Genomic DNA, 23,899 nt, shown 5'->3' on the forward strand with positions numbered 1-23,899 from the left:
CGTAAATATAATGTTGTTGTCTTTATTGTTTGTTTAATTGCTTCATCGTTTGTCAATTGGCAGATATTCTTTCTGCCCTTGTATATTCTTATACGCTGGACGAATGATTCTTCTTCCATCATAATTCAATTCTTCTATGCGGTGAGCAGTCCATCCAACGATGCGCGCCATCGCAAATATTGGTGTATAAATCTCTTGTGGCAGACCAATCATCTCATAGATAAATCCGCTGTAGAAATCAAGGTTTGCGCAAATAGGTTTCTTTGTCTTTCTGAATGCTGAAACACTTTTAACACCTTCTTGTTCAAGCAAACACAAGAAATCATATTCTTCTCTACGTCCCTTCTCGGTAGCTAACTCGCCTGCAAGTCTCTTTAATTCAACTGCGCGAGGATCACTCATTGTATAAACTGCGTGGCCGATACCATAGATAAGTCCTGTATTGTCATAAGCCTCTTTGTTAAGCATACGATTCAGATATGTGTCTATCTCATCCGTATTTTTCCAATCCTTTATCTGCTCTTTCAAGTGATGGAACATGTTGATAACCTTAATGTTAGCACCACCATGCAACGGACCTTTCAAAGAACCAATACCTGCAGCAATACTTGAATAGGTATCTGTACGAGTTGATGACGTCACACGAACTGTGAATGTAGAGTTGTTACCACCACCATGTTCTGCCTGAATAATCAACAGAAGGTCAAGCGTTCTCGCATCTAGTTCTGTATAGCGATTATGCTTCAGCATAAATAAGAAATTCTCTGCAATACTAAGATTCTCCTTAGGGTAACGTATATGCAAGCTTTGCCCTTGAACGCTATGTCTGTATATATTATATGCGTAAGCTATAATCGTAGGGAATTTAGCAATAAGCTCAATGCTCTGTCGCATAAGATTATCACGGCTTATATCATCAGGATTAGGGTCAAATGTGTACATTTCCAACACGCATCTTGCCAATATATTCATGATATTAGATCCTTCAAGATCAATGATATGAACTATGGTACGATGATCAAGTGGCATGTTGTCATTCAGCAGTTCACGGAATGCAGCTAATTCTTCCTTATCAGGCAATTCACCTGAAAGTAACAGGAAAGCGATTTCCTCAAAACCGAATCTCTTTTCTTTTAGAAGCGGAGATACCAAGTCGTCAACTTCATAACCACGATAGAAAAGTTTTCCTGCGCATGGCTGGAGCTTGCCGTCTTTATCTCGATCATATCCCACAACATTACCTATATTGGTAAGTCCTACAAGGACACCGGAACCGTCTTCGTTGCGAAGTCCTCTTTTCACGCCATATTCCTGGAAAGTTTCCTGTGGAATCTTGCACGTGTTCTTAACTGCATCAGACAGTTTGTAAATTAAATATTCCTTCTTCATAATCAATAAAGTAAAAAAAGTAAAGAGATAAAAAGTAAAATCCTTAGATTAATTACCCTAATCTTATTTGTTTAACCTTGCATAATTGAGAGCACTTCCGGCTTTAAACCATGCTATTTGCGTATCATTATAAGTGTGTTCAACCTCTATCTCTTCTGTTAAACCGTCATTGTGTTTCAATATCACAATCAGATGTTTGCCAGGTGCAAAAGCAGTCAAGCCAGAAATAGAAATGCGATCATCTTCTTGCACCTTGTCATAATCATCTTTGTTTACGAAGGTAAGCGCTAGCATACCTTGTTTTTTAAGATTTGTCTCATGTATACGTGCGAAACTCTTTGCCAATATAACCTTAACATTTAAGAAGCGTGGTTCCATTGCAGCGTGTTCACGGCTTGAACCTTCTCCATAATTGTCTTCAGCAATGACGATCGAGTCTATATTATTCTGCTTATAGTCTTTAGCAGCACTGGATACTTCCTTGTATTCTCCGTCTAATTGATCTTTCACACAGTTACTTTCATCATTGAAAGCATTAACCGCTCCCATAAGAAGATTATCAGAGATGTTTTGTAAGTGTCCTCGGAACTTAAGCCATGGTCCTGCCATAGAGATATGATCAGTAGTGCATTTACCTTTAGTCTTTATGAGCAAAGGCATATTTTTGTAATCCTCACCGTTCCATTCAGCAAAAGGTTCCAACTTTTGTAGTCGATCAGATTGTTCTGATATAATTATTTCTATGTTACCATTGCTTTCTGACGGTGCTATAAATCCATTGTTTTCTACAGTGAATCCCTTTGGAGGGAATGTATATCCAGTTGGCTCATCAAGCTTCACATAGTTCCCGTCTTTATCACAAACCATATCTGTTGCTGGATTAAAGTCTAGCCTGCCAGATATTGCTATTGCCGTTGTGAGTTCCGGACCAGCAATGAAAGCGAATGTATTTGGATTACCGTCTGCACGGCGTCGGAAGTTACGATTGAATGATGTAACAATGGCGTTCTTACGATTATTATCATCGGTATGACGTTTCCACTGTCCTATACACGGTCCGCAGGCATTTGTCATTATCACAGCTCCGATTTTCTTCAAATCGTCAAGAATTCCGTCACGTTCCGCTGTACACCTAATCTGTTCAGATCCAGGATTTATAATTAGTTGTGCTTTAACTGGAATATTTTGCTTATATGCCTGTCGGGCAACACTAGCGGCACGTGCCAAATCCTGATAGCTGGAGTTGGTGCAACTTCCTATCAAAGCCACCTCAACATCCATTGGATAGTCGTTGGCTGGGCCTTTGATCTTCATTTGTGATATAGGTGTCGCGGCATCAGGAGTGAATGGACCATTAAGATGTGGCTCAACTTCATTCAAGTCAATATCAATAATCTGATCGTAATACTTTTCTGGTGTAGCATAAACCTCATCGTCTGCACGAAGATTCTTTATGTTGTTTTTCGCGAAAAATGCAACTTCTTCACGTCCTGTATTTCTCAGATATTCATCGGCATTATTGTCATAAGGGAATATAGAGCATGTAGCTCCCAATTCAGCTCCCATATTACAGATAGTGGCTTTGCCTGTTGTTGAGATAGATTCAAGTCCTTCACCAAAGTATTCCAATATAGAATTTGTACCACCCTTGACAGTAAGTATGCCCAATATTTTCAAAATAACGTCTTTCGGACTAGCCCATCCTGACAATTTTCCATGAAGTCTAACTCCAATAAGTTTAGGCATCTTTAGTTCCCATGGTTGTCCTGTCAATACATCGACAGCATCAGCACCTCCTACACCAACGGCAATCATACCCAAGCCACCGGCATTAGGAGTATGAGAGTCTGTTCCTACCATCATGCCACCAGGGAACGCATAGTTCTCTAATACAACCTGATGAATGATACCAGCTCCAGGACCCCAGAAGCCAATATGATATTTTTTAGATACAGACTTCAAGAAATCATAAACTTCTTTATTTGTAGCAGTGGCTGAAGGTAAATCTTTTTCTACACCAATATCAGCACGGATAAGATGATCACAATGCACTGATGCCGGAACTGCAACTTTGTTTTTTCCTGCATTCATAAACTGCAATAAAGCCATCTGTGCTGTCGCGTCTTGCATTGCTACTCTGTCAGGACGAAAATTCACATAATCAACACCCCTTTTAAAGAGTTTAAGATCTGCATTTTCATACATGTGTGCAAAAAGCACTTTCTCTGCATAGGTGAGCGGGCGCTTGATAGTTTCTTTAGCTTTATCTACGCTTTCTGAATATGAAGCATAAAAACTTCGTAACATTTCTATATCCAGTATCATATCTTATTTTACCTTTAATGTATTAACTTGCATGCAAATATACTAAATAATTGTATAACTGTAACATTTTTGAGCGGTTATTTGTCAATTTGCAACTAATTTTTAATAAAATAGTTATTTAAGATGTAAATAAATTGCATAAAACGGCAAAGGTTTGTATAATAATTTAAAAAGCAAAGCTAAATATGAATTATCATTCAAGTGATGGGTCAGCTTCTGGAATAGGAAGATTAGCACTTTCTTTTGCTCCCAACTGCTTTAAATCGTTTGCTTTCTGAACGATGCTTTGTCTTCCAGTATGTGCTTTTTTATATGCCTCGTCATAATCTTTGTGTAAGGTGTCTATATCCTTTCCAACCTTATCAAATCGCTTAATGAATTCCCCCACTCGTTTAAGTAGTTCGTCAGCCATGTCAAATACACGTTTCTGATTTTCAGACTGTGTGTATTGTCTCCATGCAATCTGTATGATCTTTAGTATAGCCATAAGATTTTGCTGACTGGTGATAAACACGTGTTTCTCAAATGCATCATGCCACAATTTAGGATCAGATGCTAAAGCCAATTGCAAAGCTCCCTCATAAGGAATGTACATAATAACAAAGTCGATGGCGCATCTAGGAGCTTTCACATAAGCACTGTAATCCTTCTTTGATAGTTGCGTGAACTGAGTACGTATGCTCTTAACGACATCATCGGCATACTTCTTCTTTGCGATTTCGTCTTCTGAATTCATGTAATTAGCATAAGCATCAATTGTCATCTTAGAATCGATAATTACATCCTCGTTGTTAGGATAATGCAATACAACGTCGGGAATCATTTTCTTTCCGCTTTCATCATTGATAACAGCATTACCTTTTTCGTCAGTTATAGTCTGCTGCACATCATAATCTATCCCTAGTCGGAGTCCTTGACTGTCTAAAAGATTCATCAATGCAAGTTCTCCCCAATTACCCTGTACCTTATTTGCACCACGCATCACATTTGTAAGTCTTGTAGCCGATTGGTTAATCTTATCAGTCTGTTCGGCCATTGTCTTTAGTTGTTCAGATAGTGATGCAGTATTCTTCGCAGTCTCATTATTTGTTTTACTGATAGCATCTTGGAGTTGAACAATATTCTGTTTCAGTGGTTTTGTAATATTGTCTATCGATTCAATATTATCAGTCTTTAGTTTAGCTGTCGTCTGTTCCAATACTCTTGTTGCAAGATTTTGGAATTGTTCCTTGATTGTATTAAGTTGTTCGTTGAATTGTTGCTGGCGCATTGCATTCTCTTTAGAATTCTGCTCATTACGCAGTTCCAGTTCGTGTTCATATTTATCTTTTAAGGCATTAACATCATTCTCGTGTAATGTCTTTTCGGCATTGAGCTGTGTTTCCAAACTTCCATAAGCAACTTTAGCCTGTGTCAGTTTACCATTTAAAAACATATAGGCAACACCACCTCCAAGTATTAAGCCTACCAAAACATATAATATAATCATAATTGAACTATTTTAGATTTTACTTTATTTAATAATGCATACTGAATAACTCCCCGCATCAATAAAAACAATATAAAAGCTATCCATAGTGCATGATTTCCAAATCTAGACTCTAAGGAAAAATACACTGTGTAGAAACATATTGTAGCTATGAATGATGAAATCAACATATATCGTGTGGCTGTAGAACCGATGTAGATACCATCGAATACAAATGCCATGAATCCACATATTGGTATGAGTATAGCCCATAACATATATGGTGAAGCTGCGGCAATAACATCTTTATTATTGGTTATCAATCCTAATAGATGATTTCCACTACCTATATATAATAATGTAAATACGATTGCCATATATAATCCCCAACGCATGAGTCGCCTTACGGTAAGACTAAATTTAGTTTTATCTTCTTCGCCGTAGGCTTTACCACATAAGGCTTCGGCTGCAAATGCAAAACCATCCATTATATATGAAAATATAGTGAAGAAGGTCATTAATAACGTGTTTACGGAAAGTATTATATCTCCATGACGGGCTCCGACCGCTGTAAATGATAGATTAACAGAAACTAGAAATAAGGTTCTAATAAATATATCACGGTTTACACTAAATATATCAATCCATTTCAGAGTAATATGTGCCTTGCCAAAACCTTTAATGAGTTTAATCCGTTTCATGGCAAAAAACATTGCTATTGCCCATCCGCTCCATTGTGCAATTAATGTTCCATAGGCAACACCCTCTATTTTCATCTTAAAAACCAAGACAAACAGCAAACTAAAAATCACATTGATTATATTCTGTAAAACAGCTACATACATTGGTATCTTTGTATTCTGCATACCAATGAACCATCCGTTTAAGCCATATAATGACAATACAGCCGGCGCCCCCCATATACAGATATTAAAATATATTGCTGCAAGTGATATTACATTTTTAGACGGACCAATTGCCCAAAGAGCCAATTCTCGTAATGGATTCTGCATTATTATCAGTGCTAATCCTATAGAAACAGCTATTACCATAGAGCGCACAAGAAGTTGTCTTAAAGTTTTATTATCCTGACGTCCCAATGCTTGAGATGCCATGCCACTGTTGCCCATTCTTAAAAAACCAAACATCCAATATATAACATTGAATATCATGGTTCCAACGGAAATGGCACCGATATACGATACCGATCCTACATGCCCTATTATTGTGAGATCTACCAGTCCGATAAGCGGTACGGTAATATTTGATATTATCGAAGGTATTGCAAGCTTTAGTATGTTTTTATCTATAGAAATCATTAATGCAAAGATAATGCATGACAGACGTAATTCAAAATAAAAAATGTTTTTTTTGTTATATTACATTTTAAATTCATATTTACTGATTTCTTTATAGCTGCATCTATGCTTGCAGAAATCTGTAGAAGTATCGCTATTTATAAATGCAAAAAAAAACGATAATGCATATCAAATATAGGTATGATACATTAACTATAGTTTGACAACTCACATATTATAATTAAGAATAAGCAATTATCTATTTTTGCCTTTTTATCAATAATCTTTTATTCAGGTCATTAATAAGTTTAAAAAATATATTTTGCACGTTTAAGAGCCGTTAAAGTGTTAAATATAAGTGTTAAAATCGAATAAAGAATTAAACAAAAATACTACTTTTACGATTATTGCTTATATATTTGCAAGCAATTGATAATTGATAGTATAAACTAGATAAATATTAGATTATGAAAAATTACGGTAATCGTGTTTATGTCACCGCGTGCATAATTGCACTCGGTCTCTCAGCGGGTACATTTGTAAGTGCAAATGCTGCACCTGCTATTATGAATGCTGCTCCAGCTCAGCCTGTAGACTTGACTTATGCTGCCGAGAAAGCTGTTCCTGCCGTTGTGCATATTAAATATGTACAGAACTCAAAGGTACAAACTGTTGATGCTGGCCAAGGAGATCCTTTTGATTTCTTCGACCCATTTGGCTTTTTTGGAAATCCAGATCAAAACAATGGCGGTAGTCAAAAGCGTCGAATGCAGACTCCAAAAAGAGAAGCTACTGGAAGTGGTGTTATTATAAGCGAAGACGGATATATCGTAACAAATAATCATGTTGTTAATGGTGCCGATGAACTTACGGTTACATTAAACGATAACAGAGAGTTTTCTGCAAGAATTATCGGTACAGACCCAAATACGGATTTGGCACTTATAAAAATAAATGCAAAGAATCTCCCAACTCTTCCTGTTGGTGACAGTGATAACCTTAAAGTAGGCGAATGGGTCCTAGCTGTAGGAAATCCATATAATCTTAGTTCTACTGTTACAGCTGGAATTGTAAGTGCAAAAGCCCGTTCTATTGGCGGCGGAGGTGGCGAAGGCCCTTCTATTTCAAGTTTCATCCAGACTGATGCTGCCATTAATCCAGGAAACTCAGGAGGTGCTTTGGTAAATACACGTGGTGAACTTGTCGGTATTAATGCTATGCTTTATTCACAGACTGGTTCTTATAGCGGTTACGGCTTTGCAATTCCTACAACAATTATGAATAAGGTCATTAGTGACTTGAAACAATATGGTACTGTTCAGCGCGCCGTACTTGGTATTCAGGGTGGTGATGTACTTAATTATATCAATAGCCAAAAAGACGAGCATAAGGATGTTGACCTCGGTACCAATGAAGGAGTGTATGTAGCAGACGTTGTTGAAGGTAGTTCTGCAGCTGCTGCAGGTATTGCTAAGGGTGATGTGATTATCAACGCAGACGGAAAGAAGATAACAAAAATGTCAGAACTTCAGGAGCTTTTATCAAGGAAACGTCCTGGCGATGAGGTAAACATTGTTTATCTTCACAATAAAAACAAAAAGTCAAAGACCATACAGCTAAAGAATGCACAAGGTAACACAAAGGTTGTTAAGACTGCAGACTTAGATGTATTAGGAGCTAGCTTCCGCCCTATTAGCGAACAGCAAAAGAAAGATTTGGATATTAGTTTCGGTCTTGAAGTAACGAAGGTTAGCAAGGGAGCAATTAAAAATGGTGGCATTGATGAAGGATTTATTATGCAATATGCTAATGATACACCTTTGAAGAGCATCAGCGACCTACAGGATTTGGTAAAGAGTGCTTCTACAAGTAAGGATCCTGTTTTGATTATTAAAGGCGTTTGGCCAACTGGAAAGCGTGACTATAAAGTGGTAAAACTTTCAGAATAATAGTATACGATATAATTTTACATGGTGGGCAGAGATGTTCACCATGTTTTTTATGTATGTGTTTGTCTTTCAATTTGTTGGCATTCGATATAAAAAAACGACAAAATATTTGCATAAGAAATATAAAAACCGTATTTTTGCCACGCACATAATAAATTTAATGCTTAATGAGACAACTGAAAATCACAAAATCAATAACTAATCGAGAAAGTGCATCGCTCGATAAATACTTACAGGAAATAGGTCATGAAGATTTGATTTCTGTAGAGGAAGAAGTTGAACTTGCGCAACGTATTAAAAAAGGTGACCGCATTGCTCTAGAGAAACTCACGAAAGCTAATCTGAGATTTGTGGTCTCTGTCGCGAAACAATATCAGAACCAGGGACTAAGTTTGCCTGATTTGATTAACGAAGGAAATTTGGGATTGATAAAAGCTGCAGAGAAATTTGACGAAACAAGAGGATTCAAATTTATTTCCTATGCAGTGTGGTGGATTAGGCAAAGTATTTTACAGGCTATAGCTGAACAAAGCAGAATTGTCAGACTACCGTTGAATCAGGTTGGGTCTGTAAATAAGATAAACCGGATGCTGAACAAATTTGAACAAGAAAATGAACGTTATCCGAGTATAGAGGAGATTGCCGATAAAATAGATTTACCAGAAGACAAGATAGCAGACGCTATGAAGGTTAATGGTAGACATGTGTCTGTAGACGCACCTTTTATTGATGGAGAAGATAATAGTCTTTTAGATGTGCTTCCAAATAATGATGCAACAATGGCTGACAATGAACTTGTGCAGGAATCGTTGCGTGATGAGATTTCAAGGGCATTGAAAACTCTTAATGAAAGAGAACGTAGTATTGTAGAAGCATTTTTTGGTATAAATCAGTCAGAAATGACATTGGAAGAGATTGGTGATAAGTATGGTTTGACTCGTGAACGTGTCAGACAAATAAAAGAGAAAGCCATACGTCGCCTTCGACATAATACTAAAAATAAATATCTAAAATCTTATCTTGGACAATAATACAATAAGCAATACGTTATAACAAAATATAGAATAATAAATCAAAGGTAAATGAGATTGAGGAAATTAATAATTGCGGCTTTGGCATCTGTAGCCATGCAGCCTGTTTTTGCGGGAAATATAAGCAAAGTTTATATGTATGGATTTGGTGCGTCATTCAATGATTCCACTGTATATTTCACTGATATTCAAGAAGTTGATTCTGCTTGGGTTGGGAAACAGGGATTCTTGTATAGTCGTGACAACTATTCATATCAACTTCGTGATTATCTTGAGAAATTACATATGGAGCATGCGACATGTGTAACTACATGGAGTAAAGATCGTAAAGATTTGGAAAAGAAGTTGCTATATATGAAAAAGAAGTATTCTTTTACGAATACAAAGAAAAAAAGCAAGTTCCATTATTTGATAAAAGATTTATCTATTAATGAATTTCAATTCAAGGGTATTTATCCTGATGATGAAACAGCAAAGAAGATAGAGAAGAATGCCACTGAGGCTAAGAAAAATAACAAAAAACGCGAACGCATGGCGCCAAAGGGAGAAAGACCTAATCACAGAAAAGGTGGCATGATGGGTGGTCAGGGAAATGGTCCTATGAACTAATGTAAACTATAAAACATATTGTTTTATGAATTCATATTATAGGATCGCCGACCATATAATAAATATCAATAATAATGGCAATGAACTTATTTTTTTAAGTTTATTGCCATCATTTATTCCATTTAAATGCGAGAAACCGGTAAACGAAGAATTATTGTTCAAACTAACCATAGATGAGTCTATTGCACTTATTGAAGGCGATAGAGTTCATAGGATTAGAGCTTTTGATACAGGTAATGGTGACACAGTTGTAGACTTACTTGATGACGGTGGCTATCAGTTTGTTATTAAGAATCTCAAGGATGAAGACTGCGTTCTCTTAATCACGAATAAAGATTTTTCTGATTGCAGATGCAGACTGTTTGGTACACGTACAATGCAAAGTTTTGGTTTAAACAATGCACTTATGCTTATAATGGCTTTTGCGGGAAGCTCAAAAGATACCATTCTTGTGCATGCTTCATTAGTTAGACACAATGGATATGGCTACGCATTTATAGCAAAAAGCGGTACGGGTAAAAGTACTCAGGTCAGTTTGTGGCTGAGATATATACCAAATTGTGACCTTATGAATGATGACAATCCCGTAATAAGGTTAATAGATGGTGTTCCATATATATATGGTAGTCCGTGGAGCGGTAAGACTCCATGTTACAGAAACGTAAAAGCGCCACTCGGAGCAATTACACGTATCGATAGGGCTAAATCAAACAGTGTTGAAAAATTATCACCAGTACTGTCGTTTGCCTCAATATTACCATCGTGCTCATCAATGAAATGGGATAACGAAATTTTCAATAATATATGCAATGTCGTAAGTAAGATAATTGAAAAGGTATCTATTTATACTTTGCATTGTACACCTGAAAAAGAAGCTGCAGAAATATGTCAAAGGACGATATCGAAACAATAAAAAAGACTTTTAGCAATGCATTACTATTGCCTGAAATTGCAAACATTCTAAAAGAAGGACATACTGTAACTCTAATACTTAGAGGATATAGCATGCGTCCTTTTTTAGAAGATAACCGCGATAAGGCTTTATTGAAGAAGACTGATTGCATAAAGGTTGGTGATGCTGTACTTGCCGAAATATTACCACATAAATTTGTGTTACATAGAATTGTAAAAATAAACAATGACGCAATAACACTCAGAGGTGATGGTAATCTTAGTGATGAGCATTGCCATAGAAACGATATATTAGGAACGGCAATTGGTTTTTACAGAAAAGGAAGGAACAGAGTTGACAGTACTGACGGAATGAAATGGAAAGTGTATTCGTTTATTTGGATGAGCTTATACCCTATCAGACGTTACTTGCTGGCTTTTTATAGGAGAATTTGGATAAAACTATTTGGAATAGCATAACAATATAATAAACAGATGAAGACAAAAAAAGGATTTAATCTTCGCCAGATATGTGGAGAGAATGTAATTATCGCCGAAGGTGAAGAAAATATAGATTTCAGTAACATCATTAGTATGAATGAAAGTTCAGCTTATCTTTGGAAAAATATACAGGATAAGGATTTCTCTGAAGATGAACTTGTTAAACTATTGACTGATGAATATGAAGTAGATGAGGTTACCGCAAAATCAGACGTTAACTGTTTAGTGAAGTCTTGGCTTGATGCTGGAATAATAGAATAAAAGAATAATGGGCAAGAAATTTAATTCCTGCCCATTTTATTATTTAAGGTGTTCTGTAAACCAATTTGTTATTTGTCTTAGCAAATGGGTCCTGGTGTTTCCACCACTTATACCATGATTCCTGTTCGTATAGAAATTCTCTTTAAAGTCTTTGTCTACTTGAACTAACGCCTCAGAATATTCTATTGTGTTTTGTGGATGAACATTGTCGTCTGCAAGACCGTGACATATAAGTAATGCACCATGAAGATTATTAGCACGTTCTATTGGATTTGTTGCATATCCTTGTGCGTTTTCCTTTGGTGTTCTCATATAGCGCTCTGTATATATTGTGTCATAGAAGTGCCAGTTTGTTGGTGGTGCTACAGCAACACCGGCTGCGAATACAGGAGTCCCCTCACTCATTGACATTAAAGTATTAAATCCTCCAAAGCTCCAGCCCCAGATGCCAATCTTATTTTTATCTACATATTCTTGTTTGCCCAACCATAGTGCTGTTTCAACTTGATCTTTAGATTCCAATTCGCCAATTTTAAGATAGGTACATTTCTCAAAATCAGAGCCTCTACCGCCAGTACCGCGACCATCAACACATACAATGATAAATCCTTGCTGTGCTAAATACTGATCAAATGCACCGCCATTTCCCATAGAACCTGCACTCCATGAATTTAAAACCTGTTGGCTTCCAGGACCACTATACTGGAACATTATTACAGGATACTTTTTGCTCTTATCAAAGTTAGCTGGTTTAACCATCCAACCGTCAAGTTTTACGCCTTCAGATGTTGTGAATGAAAACTCTTCACGTGGTGTGAAACCATATTCCTTTATCTTTTCTTTTAGTCCGCTGTTGGTAACAGGAGTTGATATGATTCTTCCATCATTATTTCTAATCGTGAAAACATAAGGAGTATTGTAATTCCCCCATGTATTCAAGAAATATTTATAATCACCAGAGAAAATAGCAGAGTTATATCCAGCTGCATCAGTCAGTCTTTCTATTTTACCGTTCTTTTTTGAAACATATATCTGTCTGTCATGTGGGTTAAGGGCTGCTGCCTGATAATACACATCACCTGATGATTCGTCAAATCCATAAACGCTTGTTATATCATAATTTCCATTACCAATTTTGCGTAGCAAACTGCCATTCATGCTATATTGGTATAGGTGCATATAACCATCACGATCACTTGGGAAAATTATAGAATTCTTACCTATAATAATATCTTCCATCGCCTCTTCCTTGACATACTTATCTGTCTTTTCTTTTATCAAAAGTTGTGATGTCGTTGTGCGTGGATTTACGCTATATAGATTCAGCTCGTCTTGATGACGATTCATTGTGAAAACAATAATCTTCTCTGCTTCAGTCGTTGGTTTGATTCTTGGTATATATCCGTCTGGATTTAGAGGAACTTGAAGTTTGTTCGTTTTATGACTACTTATATTGTAACTCCAAACAGATACTATAGAGTTATCTTCTCCTGCTTTTGGATATTTATATGAATATATACTAGGATAAACAGAATTTCTGTCAAGACTTGGGGCTTCTCCTTTATATAATTCCAATGGATATTGTTTTACTCTACTCTCATCATATTTTACCCAGCAGAGCATCTTGCTGTCAGCAGTGAAGCATAAAGATTTATTTGTAGAAAACTCTTCTTCGTTTACCCAATCAGGTACGCCATTGATAATCTCGTTAAATTTTCCATCCTTCGTAATCTGGCTTTCAGCGTTTCCATATAACAGTTTTACAAGGAAGATATTATTATCTCTCACGAATGCAATCTGCTGTCCGTCAGGTGACCAAGTCGGTATTTGTTGTGGTCCTCCGTCAGAGAGCTTTTCAAGTTTACGAGTTGCCACATTATATATATAATATACAGCCGTAAAAGAACGTCTGTATATTTTACGAGTATCTGTCTGAATAAGTAAATACTTTGAATCCGGTGATAAAATATATCCGTCAAAGTCCTTGATTTTTTCACCCTGAGTGTTATTCACATCAAACATGACTCCTGTTTGCTTTCCATTTTTGAAAGAGTAAGTCAGAATCTGCTTCTTGTTTTCGCTAATATTAGCGTATTGATCTGTTCCTGGAAGTGGATTTACGCCTGTAACATACTCTGGTGAAAAGGTGTTTCCTGTAACATCTTTCAGTGTTATTATCTTATTAGCATTCATTTGAGATGAAGCAAAAAGTAAAGATATACACATTACAAAAAATTTCTTCATAAGATGAAAATTAAGTGTTTAAAATTTGAATACAAAATTAATGAAAAAATATCTATTATACGCTAGCAATGACTAAAAACAAAACAAATATTTTATAATATTCGTATTTTTGTTACTAATTAGCAGCAAAATAAAGTAAAAGTAATAATACATGGACTTTTTTTTCATATCTTTGCAGCATGAATGGATATTATAATGATTTTTCTACTTGGATAAAAACAGTATTACCATATAAGGTACAAAAAATAAGTATAGATGCTGGCTTTTCATGCCCAAACAGAGATGGTAGAATCAGCTATGGAGGTTGTGTGTTTTGTGATAATAAAACATTTAATCCATCCTATTGTAATCCAGAAAAAACAATATCTCAGCAGATAAAAGAGGGAAAAGAATTCTTTAGGAGTAAGTATCCAGACATGAAATATTTAGCATATTTTCAAGCCTTTACAAATACTTACGCGCCGCTTGACGAGTTAAAGAAAATGTATCTTGAAGCTTTGGAAACTGAAGATGTTGTGGGAATAGTGATTGGTACCCGTCCAGACTGCGTTAGCGATGAATTACTTGATTTTCTTGAAGAACTAAAAGAACGCACTTTCGTTATAGTTGAATATGGTATTGAGAGTGCAAATGATAAAACTCTTAAGGATATAAACAGAGGACATGACTTTGAATGTAGTTGCAAAGCTATACAGCGGACACATGAACATGGAATATTATGCTGTGGTCATGTAATACTTGGTTTGCCTGGTGAAGATGTTCAGGAATGCTTGAAGCAAGCCAGAAAAATTTCGCAACTTCCAATAGATATTCTTAAAATTCATCAGCTACAAGTAATAAAAGGAACAAAACTAGCAACGCAGTATGCTGAAAAACAGTTTAAAGTTTATAGCGTTGATGAATATATACAATTATTAGCAGAGTATATTCGTAATCTTAATCCAAATATTGTGTTGGAACGCTTTGTCAGCCAGTCACCAGCAGATATGCTTATAGCACCGAAATGGGGTCTGAAAAATTATGAATTTACAAACCTTTTTATGAATTATCTAAAGGAAAATAACATTAAGCAAGGCGATTCTATTTAACCGTTATATGAAAACATCCTTGATGAACTTCATATTTGATGTGGCAGCGATTTTGCTCACGCATATCATTGAGAACTTCGCTTAAGACCCATTTCAAGGTGTCATTTCTTACTTTGCGTCTATTCTCCCCTGGTGCTTCTACTGTTTTGTATCTGTTGTAACAAACGTCTACTGTTGTTCCATAAAGGTGACAACTATTTTGTGTAGCGTTACCATTATGACTTCTTAATTTTTGAACATCAGACTTTGAACGCATGACACTAGTTATTATAATTTTATGCAGCGGTATCCTTTTAACTTGCAGTGAATCAAAGAAGTTACGGGCAATATCTTGAAGTAAAACTGCAGCACGTGGAACAAGGTAAGGAATACTTGATTTCAAGTTGTCTACATAATAATATGGATTGCTACCAATATAAACAAGTTCGCCAATACGTTGTTCAGCTTCGTTGCGATTCTGAACTGGATTTACTCCATATTTCTTTGCCGAAATTAATTGTACGTCATTCTGATCAGGGAAGGCTATTCCAAAATTAGGAACACTATATATTTTATTTTTCACCAAAGAACCATCTTTATTAAAGAATTTAGAAGCTACTGGTATCTTTAGTGAAAATTCATCCGTCTTTTCAATAGATTTATTAGCTGATTCTGTAGGTTTATTGCATGAACTATCTGACTTTGATACACTAATATGTGTTTTTACAACATTTGGAAACGAGCATCTTATTATGCCTAAAAACACAACAATAATGCCAAAACCCTGTAAAAATCTATTCTTGGATATCTTCATGATTTTATAAACTTCATTTTTAGTCATGCAAAGATATACTAAATATTTGGTAATCTCAAAAAAAAACAATAATTTTGCACCTAAAATTTAAGTATCTCACACTTTGATAGAGAAGCATATAGTTTTGGAAGAAATTGACCCTGTAGTCTTCTATGGCGTCAATAATAGTCATTTACAGATGATTAAATCACTATTCCCCAAACTCAGAATCGTTGCACGTGATAATGTAATAAGGGTTTTAGGAGATGAGGAGGAAATGGCTAAAATCGAAGAAGACATTGAAACTATGCGTCTGCATGTTTTGAAATTCAATTCAATCACAGACGAAGATATCCTTGATATTATAAAAGGAAAGAAAACCAAGGCAGAAGCAACCAAGGATGTATTAGTTTACAATATATCTGGTCGCCCTATTAAGAGCCGTTCAGAAAATCAACAAAAACTTATTGACGCATTTGAGAAGACCGATATGACATTTGCTGTTGGTCCTGCAGGAACTGGTAAAACCTATCTCAGTATAGCTTTAGCAGTAAAGGCGTTGAAAGAAAAGACAGCAAAGAAGATTATCTTGAGTCGCCCTGCTGTTGAAGCTGGAGAAAAACTTGGTTTCCTTCCAGGTGATATGAAAGATAAGATAGATCCATATTTACAACCCCTGTATGATGCATTGGAAGATATGATTCCTACTGCAAAATTGCAGGAAATGATGGAAAAACATATCATTCAGATTGCTCCTTTGGCTTTTATGAGGGGCAGAACTTTAAGTGATGCTGTTGTAATCCTTGATGAGGCGCAAAATACAACATCTCAACAGATAAGAATGTTCCTGACCAGAATGGGCTCTAGTACAAGAATGATTATAACTGGAGATATTACGCAGATAGACTTACCTAGAGATCAAAGAAGTGGACTTAAGGAAGCACTGAAGATTCTTGAACATGTTGATGGTATTAGTATAGTGAATCTTACCCAAAAAGATATTGTCAGACATAAACTTGTTACTCGCATTGTGAATGCCTATGACAAATTTGATAAGGCAAAGGAAAAAGAAAGGGAAGAAAACAATATTAAGAGAGCACAAAGACGTGAACACTTTAATGATGAGGAAGAGTTTGCGATATTTGAAAAGATTGATAACGATATTAATTAATAATTAAAATGAAGGCTTTAACTAAAACTGATTTCCGTTTCGATGGACAGAAGAGTGTTTACCACGGCAAAGTTCGTGACGTTTACAACATCAATGATGACCTTATGGTCATGGTTGCAACAGACAGAATTTCGGCATTTGACGTCGTCCTGCCAAAAGGTATTCCTTTTAAAGGACAAGTGTTAAACCAGATAGCTGCAAAATTTCTTGATGCAACTAGTGATATCTGTCCAAATTGGAAACTTGCTACACCAGACCCAATGGTTACAGTAGGACTTAAATGTGAAGGATTTCGTGTTGAAATGATTATCCGTTCTATTCTTACAGGAAGTGCATGGCGTTCTTATAGTGAAGGATGCAGAGAACTTTGCGGAGTAAAACTTCCAGACGGAATGAAGGAAAATCAATATTTCCCAGAGCCAATCGTTACTCCTACTACAAAAGCTGACGAGGGTCATGATATGAATATCTCAAAAGAGGAAATTATCTCTCAGGGTATTGTCTCTAAAGAAGATTATGAAGTAATGGAAGACTACACTAAAAAACTATTTAAGCGTGGTCAGGAAATTGCTAAAAAACAAGGACTTATTCTTGTTGATACAAAATATGAATTCGGAAAGCGTGATGGTAAGGTTTATTTGATTGATGAGATTCATACTCCAGATTCAAGCCGTTACTTTTATGCTGATGGATATGAGAGAAAATTCAATGCAGGAGAACCACAGAAACAACTTTCTAAAGAGTTTGTTCGTCAATGGCTTATCGAACATAATTTCATGAACGAGCCTGGTCAGACTATGCCTGAAATTACTGATGAGTATGCAGAAAGTGTTAGCCAGAGATACATTGAACTTTATGAGCATATTACTGGTGAAAAGCTTGATAAGACAACAGAATCTGGGGATATTGCAGCTAGAATTGAGAAGAACGTTTCAGAATATCTTAAAATAGCAAAACACTAAATCGCTTAGAATAGATAAGTGGTGTACACAATACTAAATGATGTATAAACAAGAAAAGATAAAGCCTTATGGCAGAGACGATGACAAGGGCAAATTAGTTGAACAGATGTTTGACAATATTGCCCCGACATACGATACTCTGAATCATAGACTCTCATGGGATATAGACAAAGGATGGCGCAAAAAAGCTATAAAGCAGTTGGCCCCTTTCAAACCTATGAACATTTTAGATATAGCAACAGGAACCGGTGACTTTGCAATCTTATCTGCAAAGATGCTGGAGCCTGAAGCTCTTGTCGGAGCTGATATTTCTGAAGGAATGATGAATGTCGGCAGACAAAAAGTCATAAGAGAAGGATTGCAAGATGTTATTTCTTTTAAAAAGGAAGATTGTTTAAACCTTTCTTTTGAGAATGATACATTTGATGCTGTTACTGCATCTTTTGGAATTCGTAATTTCCAAGACTTAGATAAGGGGTTATGCGAAATGTATAGAGTTTTAAAAAAAGGTGGACATCTGAGTATTGTTGAACTCACACAACCTGTAGGTTTCCCTATGCATCAATTATTTAAAATATACTCACATACTATTCTTCCGACTTATGGAAAGTTAATCTCAAAAGATTGTAATGCATACGAATATTTAACAGCAACGATAGAAGCTTTCCCGCAAGGTGAAGTGATGTTGGAAATATTACATAAGGCCGGTTTTGAAGAAGCAAGTTTCAAGCGATTGACATTTGGTATATGTACAATGTATTTCGCTACTAAATAAAAGCTATTATTATTTTTCTTAAACATCACAATATGGATAAATATGGATTAATCGGTATGCCTTTGGGGCACTCATTCTCTATTGGCTATTTCAATGAAAAGTTTGAGAACGAGAAAATCAATGCTAAGTATATCAATTTTGAGATACCTAACATAGAAACCATGCCTGAGATTATAGCAACTAATCCAGAACTGAAAGGACTTAATGTAACGATCCCTTACAAAGAGAAAGTTATCAGTTATCTTGATGATATTAGTCCTGAAGCTAGGGCAATAGGTGCTGTAAATGTTATCCGCATTTCCCATAAGGGTAAGAATACTATTCTAAAGGGTTTTAACAGTGATGTTATTGGGTTCACAAGGAGTATAGAACCTTTAATTGAAAAATGTCATAAGAAGGCATTGGTTCTTGGTACTGGTGGCGCATCAAAGGCTATTAATTATGGCTTGAAGTCTTTAGGACTTGAAACTCTTTTTGTAAGTAGAAGTGAACGCCCTAATGCTATTCAGTACAATAAAATTACTCCAGAACTTATTCAGGAATATAATGTAATAGTGAATTGTACACCATGTGGAATGTATCCACATGCTGATGAATGTCCTGATTTACCGTATGAGTATATGGATAATCATACTCTCTTGTATGATCTCATATATAATCCAGACATGACATTGTTCATGCAAAAAGGGGCGAAACAGGGTGCAACAGTAAAGAATGGTTTAGAAATGCTTTTATTGCAAGCCTTTGCTAGTTGGGAATTTTGGAACGAAGATAGATAAATACTATAAAAATATTATGGATAATAGATATATGATGCGCGGTGTGTCTGCTGCAAAAGAGGATGTTCACAATGCTATCAAAAATATAGATAAGGGAATCTTTCCACAGGCATTCTGTAAAATAATACCTGATATACTAGGTGGAGACCCTGAGTATTGCAATATTATGCATGCTGATGGAGCGGGTACAAAATCGTCGCTAGCATACATGTATTGGAAAGAAACTGGAGACTTGGATGTTTGGAAAGGTATCGCTCAAGATGCAATAGTAATGAATACAGATGATTTACTATGCATTGGCGCTGTAGACAATATTCTTGTATCAAGTACAATTGGAAGAAACAAGATGTTGATTCCTGGTGATTTGATATCTGCTATTATAAACGGTACAGATGACCTTTTAGCAGAAATGCGCAATATGGGCATCGGTATTTATCCAACTGGAGGTGAAACTGCTGATGTTGGCGATCTAGTAAGAACAATTATCGTAGACTCTACTGTAACTTGCAGAATGAAGCGTAGCGATGTTATTGATAATGCGAACATACGCCCAGGAGACGTTATTGTTGGATTGAGCTCTACTGGTCAGGCAACATACGAGAAGAAGTATAATGGCGGTATGGGTAGCAATGGACTTACTAGTGCTAGACATGATGTGTTCTCAAAATATCTTGCAGAAAAATTCCCAGAGAGTTATGACCATGCAGTCCCTGAAGAATTAGTTTTCAGTGGAAAGTATAAATTAACTGATGCTGTTGAGGGTAGTCCTTTAAACGCTGGAGAATTAGTACTCTCTCCTACCCGTACTTATGCGCCAGTTATTAAGAAAATACTTGATAAGCTACGTCCAGAAGTTCACGGTATGGTACATTGTACCGGTGGTGCACAAACCAAAGTATTACATTTCGTAAGCGATAATTGCAAAGTAATTAAAGATAACATGTTCCCTATTCCACCATTATTCAGAGCGATAAAAGAGTGCTCTGGTACTGATTGGAAAGAAATGTATCAAGTTTTCAATATGGGACATAGAATGGAAATATACGTTAAACCTGAATTTGCTGATGAAATAATCAAGATAAGCAAAGAGTTTAACATTGATGCACAAATTGTAGGCCATATTGAAGAAGGAAAGAAGAGCCTGATAATTAAGTCAGAATTCGGAACTTTTGAATATTAAAGTAAAGGTTGCAAAACCTTTAGGATAATATTTCACAAAAAGATAACAACTAATATACATATATGCCAGAAAATAATAGCATACTAGAGAAATTGGACGGACTTGAGAGCCGTTTCGAAGAAGTCAGTACACTTATCACTGATCCTGATGTAATAGCAGATCAATCACGATATGTAAAACTCACAAAGGAATGGAAAGACCTTGGTGACCTAATGAATGCACGTAAGGACTATCTTGCTTGCCTGAATTCTATCAAGGAAGCAAAAGACATTCTTACAAATGAGAACGACGCTGACATGAAAGAAATGGCTCGTGAGGAATTACAAGAAAATGAAACTCTACAACCACAAATTGAAGAGAAAATCAAAATGCTTTTAGTTCCTAAAGACCCTGAAGACGCTAAAAATGTCCAAATGGAAATTAGAGCCGGCGCTGGTGGTGATGAAGCTGCACTATTTGCAGGTGATTTATTCAACATGTATAAGAGATATAGTGATATAAAGGGCTGGAATCTTAGTATTACTGATATCTCTGAAGGTGCTGTCGGTGGATACAAAGAGATAGATTTTGTTATCAGTGGGGCTGATGTTTATGGCACAATGAAATATGAAAGTGGTGTACATCGTGTACAACGTGTGCCATCTACAGAATCTCAAGGTAGAATGCAGACGAGTGCAGCTACTGTTGCAGTGTTGCCAGAAGCAGACAAATTTGAAGTTAACATCAATGAAGGCAACGTTAAATGGGATACATTCCGCTCTAGTGGTGCTGGTGGTCAGAATGTAAACAAGGTTGAATCTGGAGTAAGATTGCGCTATCCTTGGAAAAATCCAAATACAGGCGAAGTAGAAGAAATTCTTATTGAATGTACAGAGACACGTGATCAGCCTAAGAATAAGGAACGTGCTTTAAGTCGTTTGTATACTTTCATCCATGATCGCGAACATCAAAAATACGTAGATGATATTGCTAGCAGAAGAAAAAGCCTTGTATCAACAGGTGACCGTTCTGCAAAAATTCGAACATACAATTTTCCACAGGGACGTGTTACAGATCATCGTATCGGTTTTACAACCCATGACCTTCAGGGATTTCTTGGTGGAAACATTCAAGAGATGATAGATGCCTTAACAGTGGCTGAAAACGCCGAGAAACTTAAGGCCGAAAGTTTGTAAATATAAGAATCAAAAGAGTTACTTATTATGAATAGAACGGATTTAGTAAAGCAGATATTCAATAAAAAAAGTTTTTTGTGTGTAGGCCTTGATGTCGACATAAACAAAATACCTAAACATTTATTGAAAGAAGAAGATCCGATATTTGCTTTTAATAAAGCCATTATTGATGCTACTGCAAAATATTGTGTAGCCTATAAACCAAATCTGGCTTTTTACGAATGCTATGGTATTAAGGGTATGGTTGCTTTTGAGCGCACCATAAGTTATTTAAAGTCAGCATATTCTGACCATTTTATTATAGCAGATGCTAAACGCGGTGATATAGGTAATACTAGCACAATGTATGCTAAAACATTTTTTGAAGAATATAATTTAGATGCTTTAACTGTAGCTCCTTATATGGGTGAAGACAGCGTTAAACCATTTCTAGAATATAAAGATAAATGGGTTATATTATTGGCTCTTACTAGTAATAAGGGAAGCCATGATTTCCAACTTATTGAGGATAAAAATGGTGAAAGACTCTTTGAAAAGGTATTGAGTAAAAGTCAGGAATGGGGAAATGAAGATAATATGATGTATGTTGTTGGTGCAACACAAGGAAAAATGTTTGAAGACATTCGTAAAATTGCACCTAATCATTTCTTGTTGGTTCCTGGTGTCGGTGCTCAAGGAGGTAGTTTGCAGGAAGTATGCCAATATGGAATTATTAAAGATTGTGGATTGCTTGTAAATTCTTCACGTGGTATAATTTTTGCCAGTAACGGTGATGATTATGCAGATGCTGCTGCGGTAAAGGCTCATGATATTCAGCTAGAAATGGCTAACGAACTATCAAAGCTTGCTTAAGTTCATCTTCAGTTAGTACAAAGTGTATTCTATGACGATCACTGCATTAAAAATCAAATAATATCTTAGTTATTAACCATAACTGAATAAAATTTGCTATATTTGCAAAATTATTATAGAATTTGATATATAAATATGGAATTTACAGCAAAACAAATAGCCCAATTTATTCAGGGTAGTATTGAGGGTGATGAAAACGTAACTATCAATACATTTGCAAAAATAGAGGAAGGTGTACCGGGAGCAATCTCATTCCTTTCGAACCCCAAATATACTCATTACATTTATGAAACAAAGTCATCAGTCGTTCTTGTTGATGAAACTTTGATATTAGATAAGCCTGTAGAAGCAACTATAATTCGTGTGGCTAATGCTCGTGATTGCGTAGCTAAGTTATTACAGATGTATGATGCTGCTATGCGCCCTAAAAAGAATGGTATTGATTCTTTAGCTTTTATATCTTCTAAAGCTCAAATTGGCAAGGATGTTTATATTGGAGCTTTTGCATGTATTGGAGACGGAGCTGTTATTGGTGACGGATGCCAAATATATCCAAATACAGTTATTGGAGACAATGTAAAATTGGGCAATGATTGTATAATGTATCCAAATGTTACTGTTTATATGGGATGCAAATTAGGAAACAGAGTAACTATTCATTCAGGTAGTGTTATAGGTGCTGACGGTTTTGGATTTGCTCCTAATGGAAAAGATGGATATGACAAAATCCCACAAATAGGAATTGTAACTATTGAGGATGATGTTGAAATTGGTGCTAATACATGTGTAGACCGCTCTACTATGGGCAGTACAGTTATACGCAGAGGTGTCAAATTAGACAATCTTATACAAATAGGACACAACGTTGAAGTTGGAGAAAATACTGTAATGTCAGCACAAGTTGGTATTGCAGGTAGCACAAAGGTTGGTCAATGGTGTATGTTTGGAGGTCAAGTTGGCATAACTGGACATATAGAGATTGGTGATAAGGTATTTTTAGGTGCTAAAAGTGGTGTTATTGGTAATCTTAAGAGTAACCAAGCCCTTATAGGTACTCCTCCGATGAGCAAACTATCATATTTTAAGTCGCAAGCCTTGATTCAAAAATTGCCAGAAATATATAAGGAACTAGCAGATTTAAAAAAGGAAGTTGCAGAACTTAAAAAACAAAAATAACGA

The 23,899-nt window shown here is 36.0% G+C and carries 21 protein-coding genes; 15 read left to right on the top strand and 6 right to left on the bottom strand.

The window, feature by feature from the left end; genetic code table 11:
* Positions 1 to 42 precede the first annotated feature (42 nt).
* The 4 genes from prwr041_RS12590 to prwr041_RS12605 form a co-directional block, all read right to left on the bottom strand.
* Positions 43 to 1,389 carry a citrate/2-methylcitrate synthase gene (locus tag prwr041_RS12590; RefSeq protein WP_207154139.1) on the bottom strand — a complete coding sequence of 449 codons (1,347 nt, stop codon included), beginning with the start codon at positions 1,387 to 1,389 and terminating at the stop codon, positions 43 to 45.
* Between the two features lie 63 nt (positions 1,390 to 1,452).
* A complete protein-coding gene (locus prwr041_RS12595; RefSeq protein WP_207154140.1) occupies positions 1,453 to 3,714 on the bottom strand; it encodes an aconitate hydratase in 2,262 nt (753 codons plus the stop codon).
* A 193-nt stretch (positions 3,715 to 3,907) separates the two neighbouring features.
* The gene (rmuC, locus tag prwr041_RS12600) at positions 3,908 to 5,203 is read right to left on the bottom strand and encodes a DNA recombination protein RmuC (RefSeq protein WP_207154141.1); all 1,296 of its coding nucleotides are present in this window, start codon (positions 5,201 to 5,203) and stop codon (positions 3,908 to 3,910) included.
* Positions 5,200 to 6,501, bottom strand: coding sequence for an MATE family efflux transporter (locus prwr041_RS12605; protein ID WP_207154142.1), 1,302 nt, complete (start codon positions 6,499 to 6,501; stop codon positions 5,200 to 5,202). Before prwr041_RS12605 ends, rmuC begins: the two co-directional genes overlap by 4 nt.
* A gap of 446 nt (positions 6,502 to 6,947) precedes the next feature.
* Between prwr041_RS12605 and prwr041_RS12610 the strand changes: the two genes are divergently transcribed.
* The 6 genes from prwr041_RS12610 (at position 6,948) to prwr041_RS12635 (ending at position 11,722) form a co-directional block, all read left to right on the top strand.
* Positions 6,948 to 8,429, top strand: a complete 1,482-nt coding sequence (locus prwr041_RS12610) for a trypsin-like peptidase domain-containing protein (RefSeq protein ID WP_207154143.1) — start codon at positions 6,948 to 6,950, stop codon at positions 8,427 to 8,429.
* A 167-nt stretch (positions 8,430 to 8,596) separates the two neighbouring features.
* Entirely contained in the window at positions 8,597 to 9,460 is an 864-nt protein-coding gene (locus tag prwr041_RS12615) for a sigma-70 family RNA polymerase sigma factor (RefSeq protein ID WP_207154144.1), read from the top strand.
* Positions 9,461 to 9,511: 51 nt separating this feature from the next.
* Positions 9,512 to 10,069, top strand: coding sequence for a hypothetical protein (locus tag prwr041_RS12620; protein ID WP_207154145.1), 558 nt, complete (start codon positions 9,512 to 9,514; stop codon positions 10,067 to 10,069).
* Between the two features lie 25 nt (positions 10,070 to 10,094).
* Positions 10,095 to 10,982 (top strand): hypothetical protein, encoded by an 888-nt coding sequence (locus prwr041_RS12625; protein ID WP_207154146.1) that lies wholly within the window; start codon positions 10,095 to 10,097, stop codon positions 10,980 to 10,982.
* Positions 10,955 to 11,440 (top strand): S24/S26 family peptidase, encoded by a 486-nt coding sequence (locus tag prwr041_RS12630; protein WP_207154147.1) that lies wholly within the window; start codon positions 10,955 to 10,957, stop codon positions 11,438 to 11,440. Before prwr041_RS12625 ends, prwr041_RS12630 begins: the two co-directional genes overlap by 28 nt.
* Positions 11,441 to 11,455: 15 nt before the next feature.
* Positions 11,456 to 11,722, top strand: coding sequence for a PqqD family protein (locus tag prwr041_RS12635; RefSeq protein WP_207154148.1), 267 nt, complete (start codon positions 11,456 to 11,458; stop codon positions 11,720 to 11,722).
* A gap of 39 nt (positions 11,723 to 11,761) precedes the next feature.
* Here prwr041_RS12635 and prwr041_RS12640 read toward each other — a convergent pair whose 3' ends face one another.
* Positions 11,762 to 13,966, bottom strand: a complete 2,205-nt coding sequence (locus tag prwr041_RS12640; RefSeq protein WP_207154149.1) for a S9 family peptidase — start codon at positions 13,964 to 13,966, stop codon at positions 11,762 to 11,764.
* Positions 13,967 to 14,145: 179 nt separating this feature from the next.
* Between prwr041_RS12640 and prwr041_RS12645 the strand changes: the two genes are divergently transcribed.
* On the top strand, positions 14,146 to 15,054 hold the full coding sequence (locus tag prwr041_RS12645; protein WP_207154150.1) for a TIGR01212 family radical SAM protein: 909 nt from the start codon (positions 14,146 to 14,148) through the stop codon (positions 15,052 to 15,054).
* On the opposite strand, the gene prwr041_RS12650 is transcribed toward prwr041_RS12645, so the two are convergent.
* The gene (locus prwr041_RS12650; RefSeq protein ID WP_207154151.1) at positions 15,047 to 15,847 is read right to left on the bottom strand and encodes a DUF5715 family protein; all 801 of its coding nucleotides are present in this window, start codon (positions 15,845 to 15,847) and stop codon (positions 15,047 to 15,049) included. The genes prwr041_RS12645 and prwr041_RS12650 overlap by 8 nt on opposite strands.
* A 103-nt stretch (positions 15,848 to 15,950) precedes the next feature.
* On the opposite strand from prwr041_RS12650, the gene prwr041_RS12655 reads away from it, so the two are divergent.
* The 8 genes from prwr041_RS12655 to lpxD all read left to right on the top strand — a co-directional run bounded on the left by prwr041_RS12655 (position 15,951) and on the right by lpxD (position 23,896).
* Positions 15,951 to 16,997 (top strand): PhoH family protein, encoded by a 1,047-nt coding sequence (locus prwr041_RS12655; protein ID WP_207154152.1) that lies wholly within the window; start codon positions 15,951 to 15,953, stop codon positions 16,995 to 16,997.
* A gap of 8 nt (positions 16,998 to 17,005) precedes the next feature.
* On the top strand, positions 17,006 to 17,959 hold the full coding sequence (locus prwr041_RS12660; protein WP_207154153.1) for a phosphoribosylaminoimidazolesuccinocarboxamide synthase: 954 nt from the start codon (positions 17,006 to 17,008) through the stop codon (positions 17,957 to 17,959).
* Between the two features lie 40 nt (positions 17,960 to 17,999).
* Positions 18,000 to 18,734 (top strand): bifunctional demethylmenaquinone methyltransferase/2-methoxy-6-polyprenyl-1,4-benzoquinol methylase UbiE, encoded by a 735-nt coding sequence (gene ubiE, locus prwr041_RS12665; RefSeq protein ID WP_207155691.1) that lies wholly within the window; start codon positions 18,000 to 18,002, stop codon positions 18,732 to 18,734.
* Between the two features lie 32 nt (positions 18,735 to 18,766).
* Complete coding sequence (locus prwr041_RS12670; protein ID WP_207154154.1) at positions 18,767 to 19,513, top strand: shikimate dehydrogenase family protein; 747 nt, start codon at positions 18,767 to 18,769, stop codon at positions 19,511 to 19,513.
* A gap of 16 nt (positions 19,514 to 19,529) precedes the next feature.
* On the top strand, positions 19,530 to 20,693 hold the full coding sequence (locus tag prwr041_RS12675) for an AIR synthase-related protein (RefSeq protein WP_207154155.1): 1,164 nt from the start codon (positions 19,530 to 19,532) through the stop codon (positions 20,691 to 20,693).
* A 62-nt stretch (positions 20,694 to 20,755) separates the two neighbouring features.
* The gene (gene prfA, locus prwr041_RS12680; protein ID WP_207154156.1) at positions 20,756 to 21,868 is read left to right on the top strand and encodes a peptide chain release factor 1; all 1,113 of its coding nucleotides are present in this window, start codon (positions 20,756 to 20,758) and stop codon (positions 21,866 to 21,868) included.
* 27 nt (positions 21,869 to 21,895) lie between these two features.
* Positions 21,896 to 22,720 (top strand): orotidine-5'-phosphate decarboxylase, encoded by an 825-nt coding sequence (gene pyrF / locus prwr041_RS12685; protein ID WP_207154157.1) that lies wholly within the window; start codon positions 21,896 to 21,898, stop codon positions 22,718 to 22,720.
* 135 nt (positions 22,721 to 22,855) lie between these two features.
* Entirely contained in the window at positions 22,856 to 23,896 is a 1,041-nt protein-coding gene (lpxD, locus tag prwr041_RS12690; protein ID WP_207154158.1) for a UDP-3-O-(3-hydroxymyristoyl)glucosamine N-acyltransferase, read from the top strand.
* Positions 23,897 to 23,899 lie beyond the last annotated feature (3 nt).

The sequence above is a fragment of the Prevotella herbatica genome (assembly GCF_017347605.1).
GTDB classification, from domain to species: domain Bacteria; phylum Bacteroidota; class Bacteroidia; order Bacteroidales; family Bacteroidaceae; genus Prevotella; species Prevotella herbatica.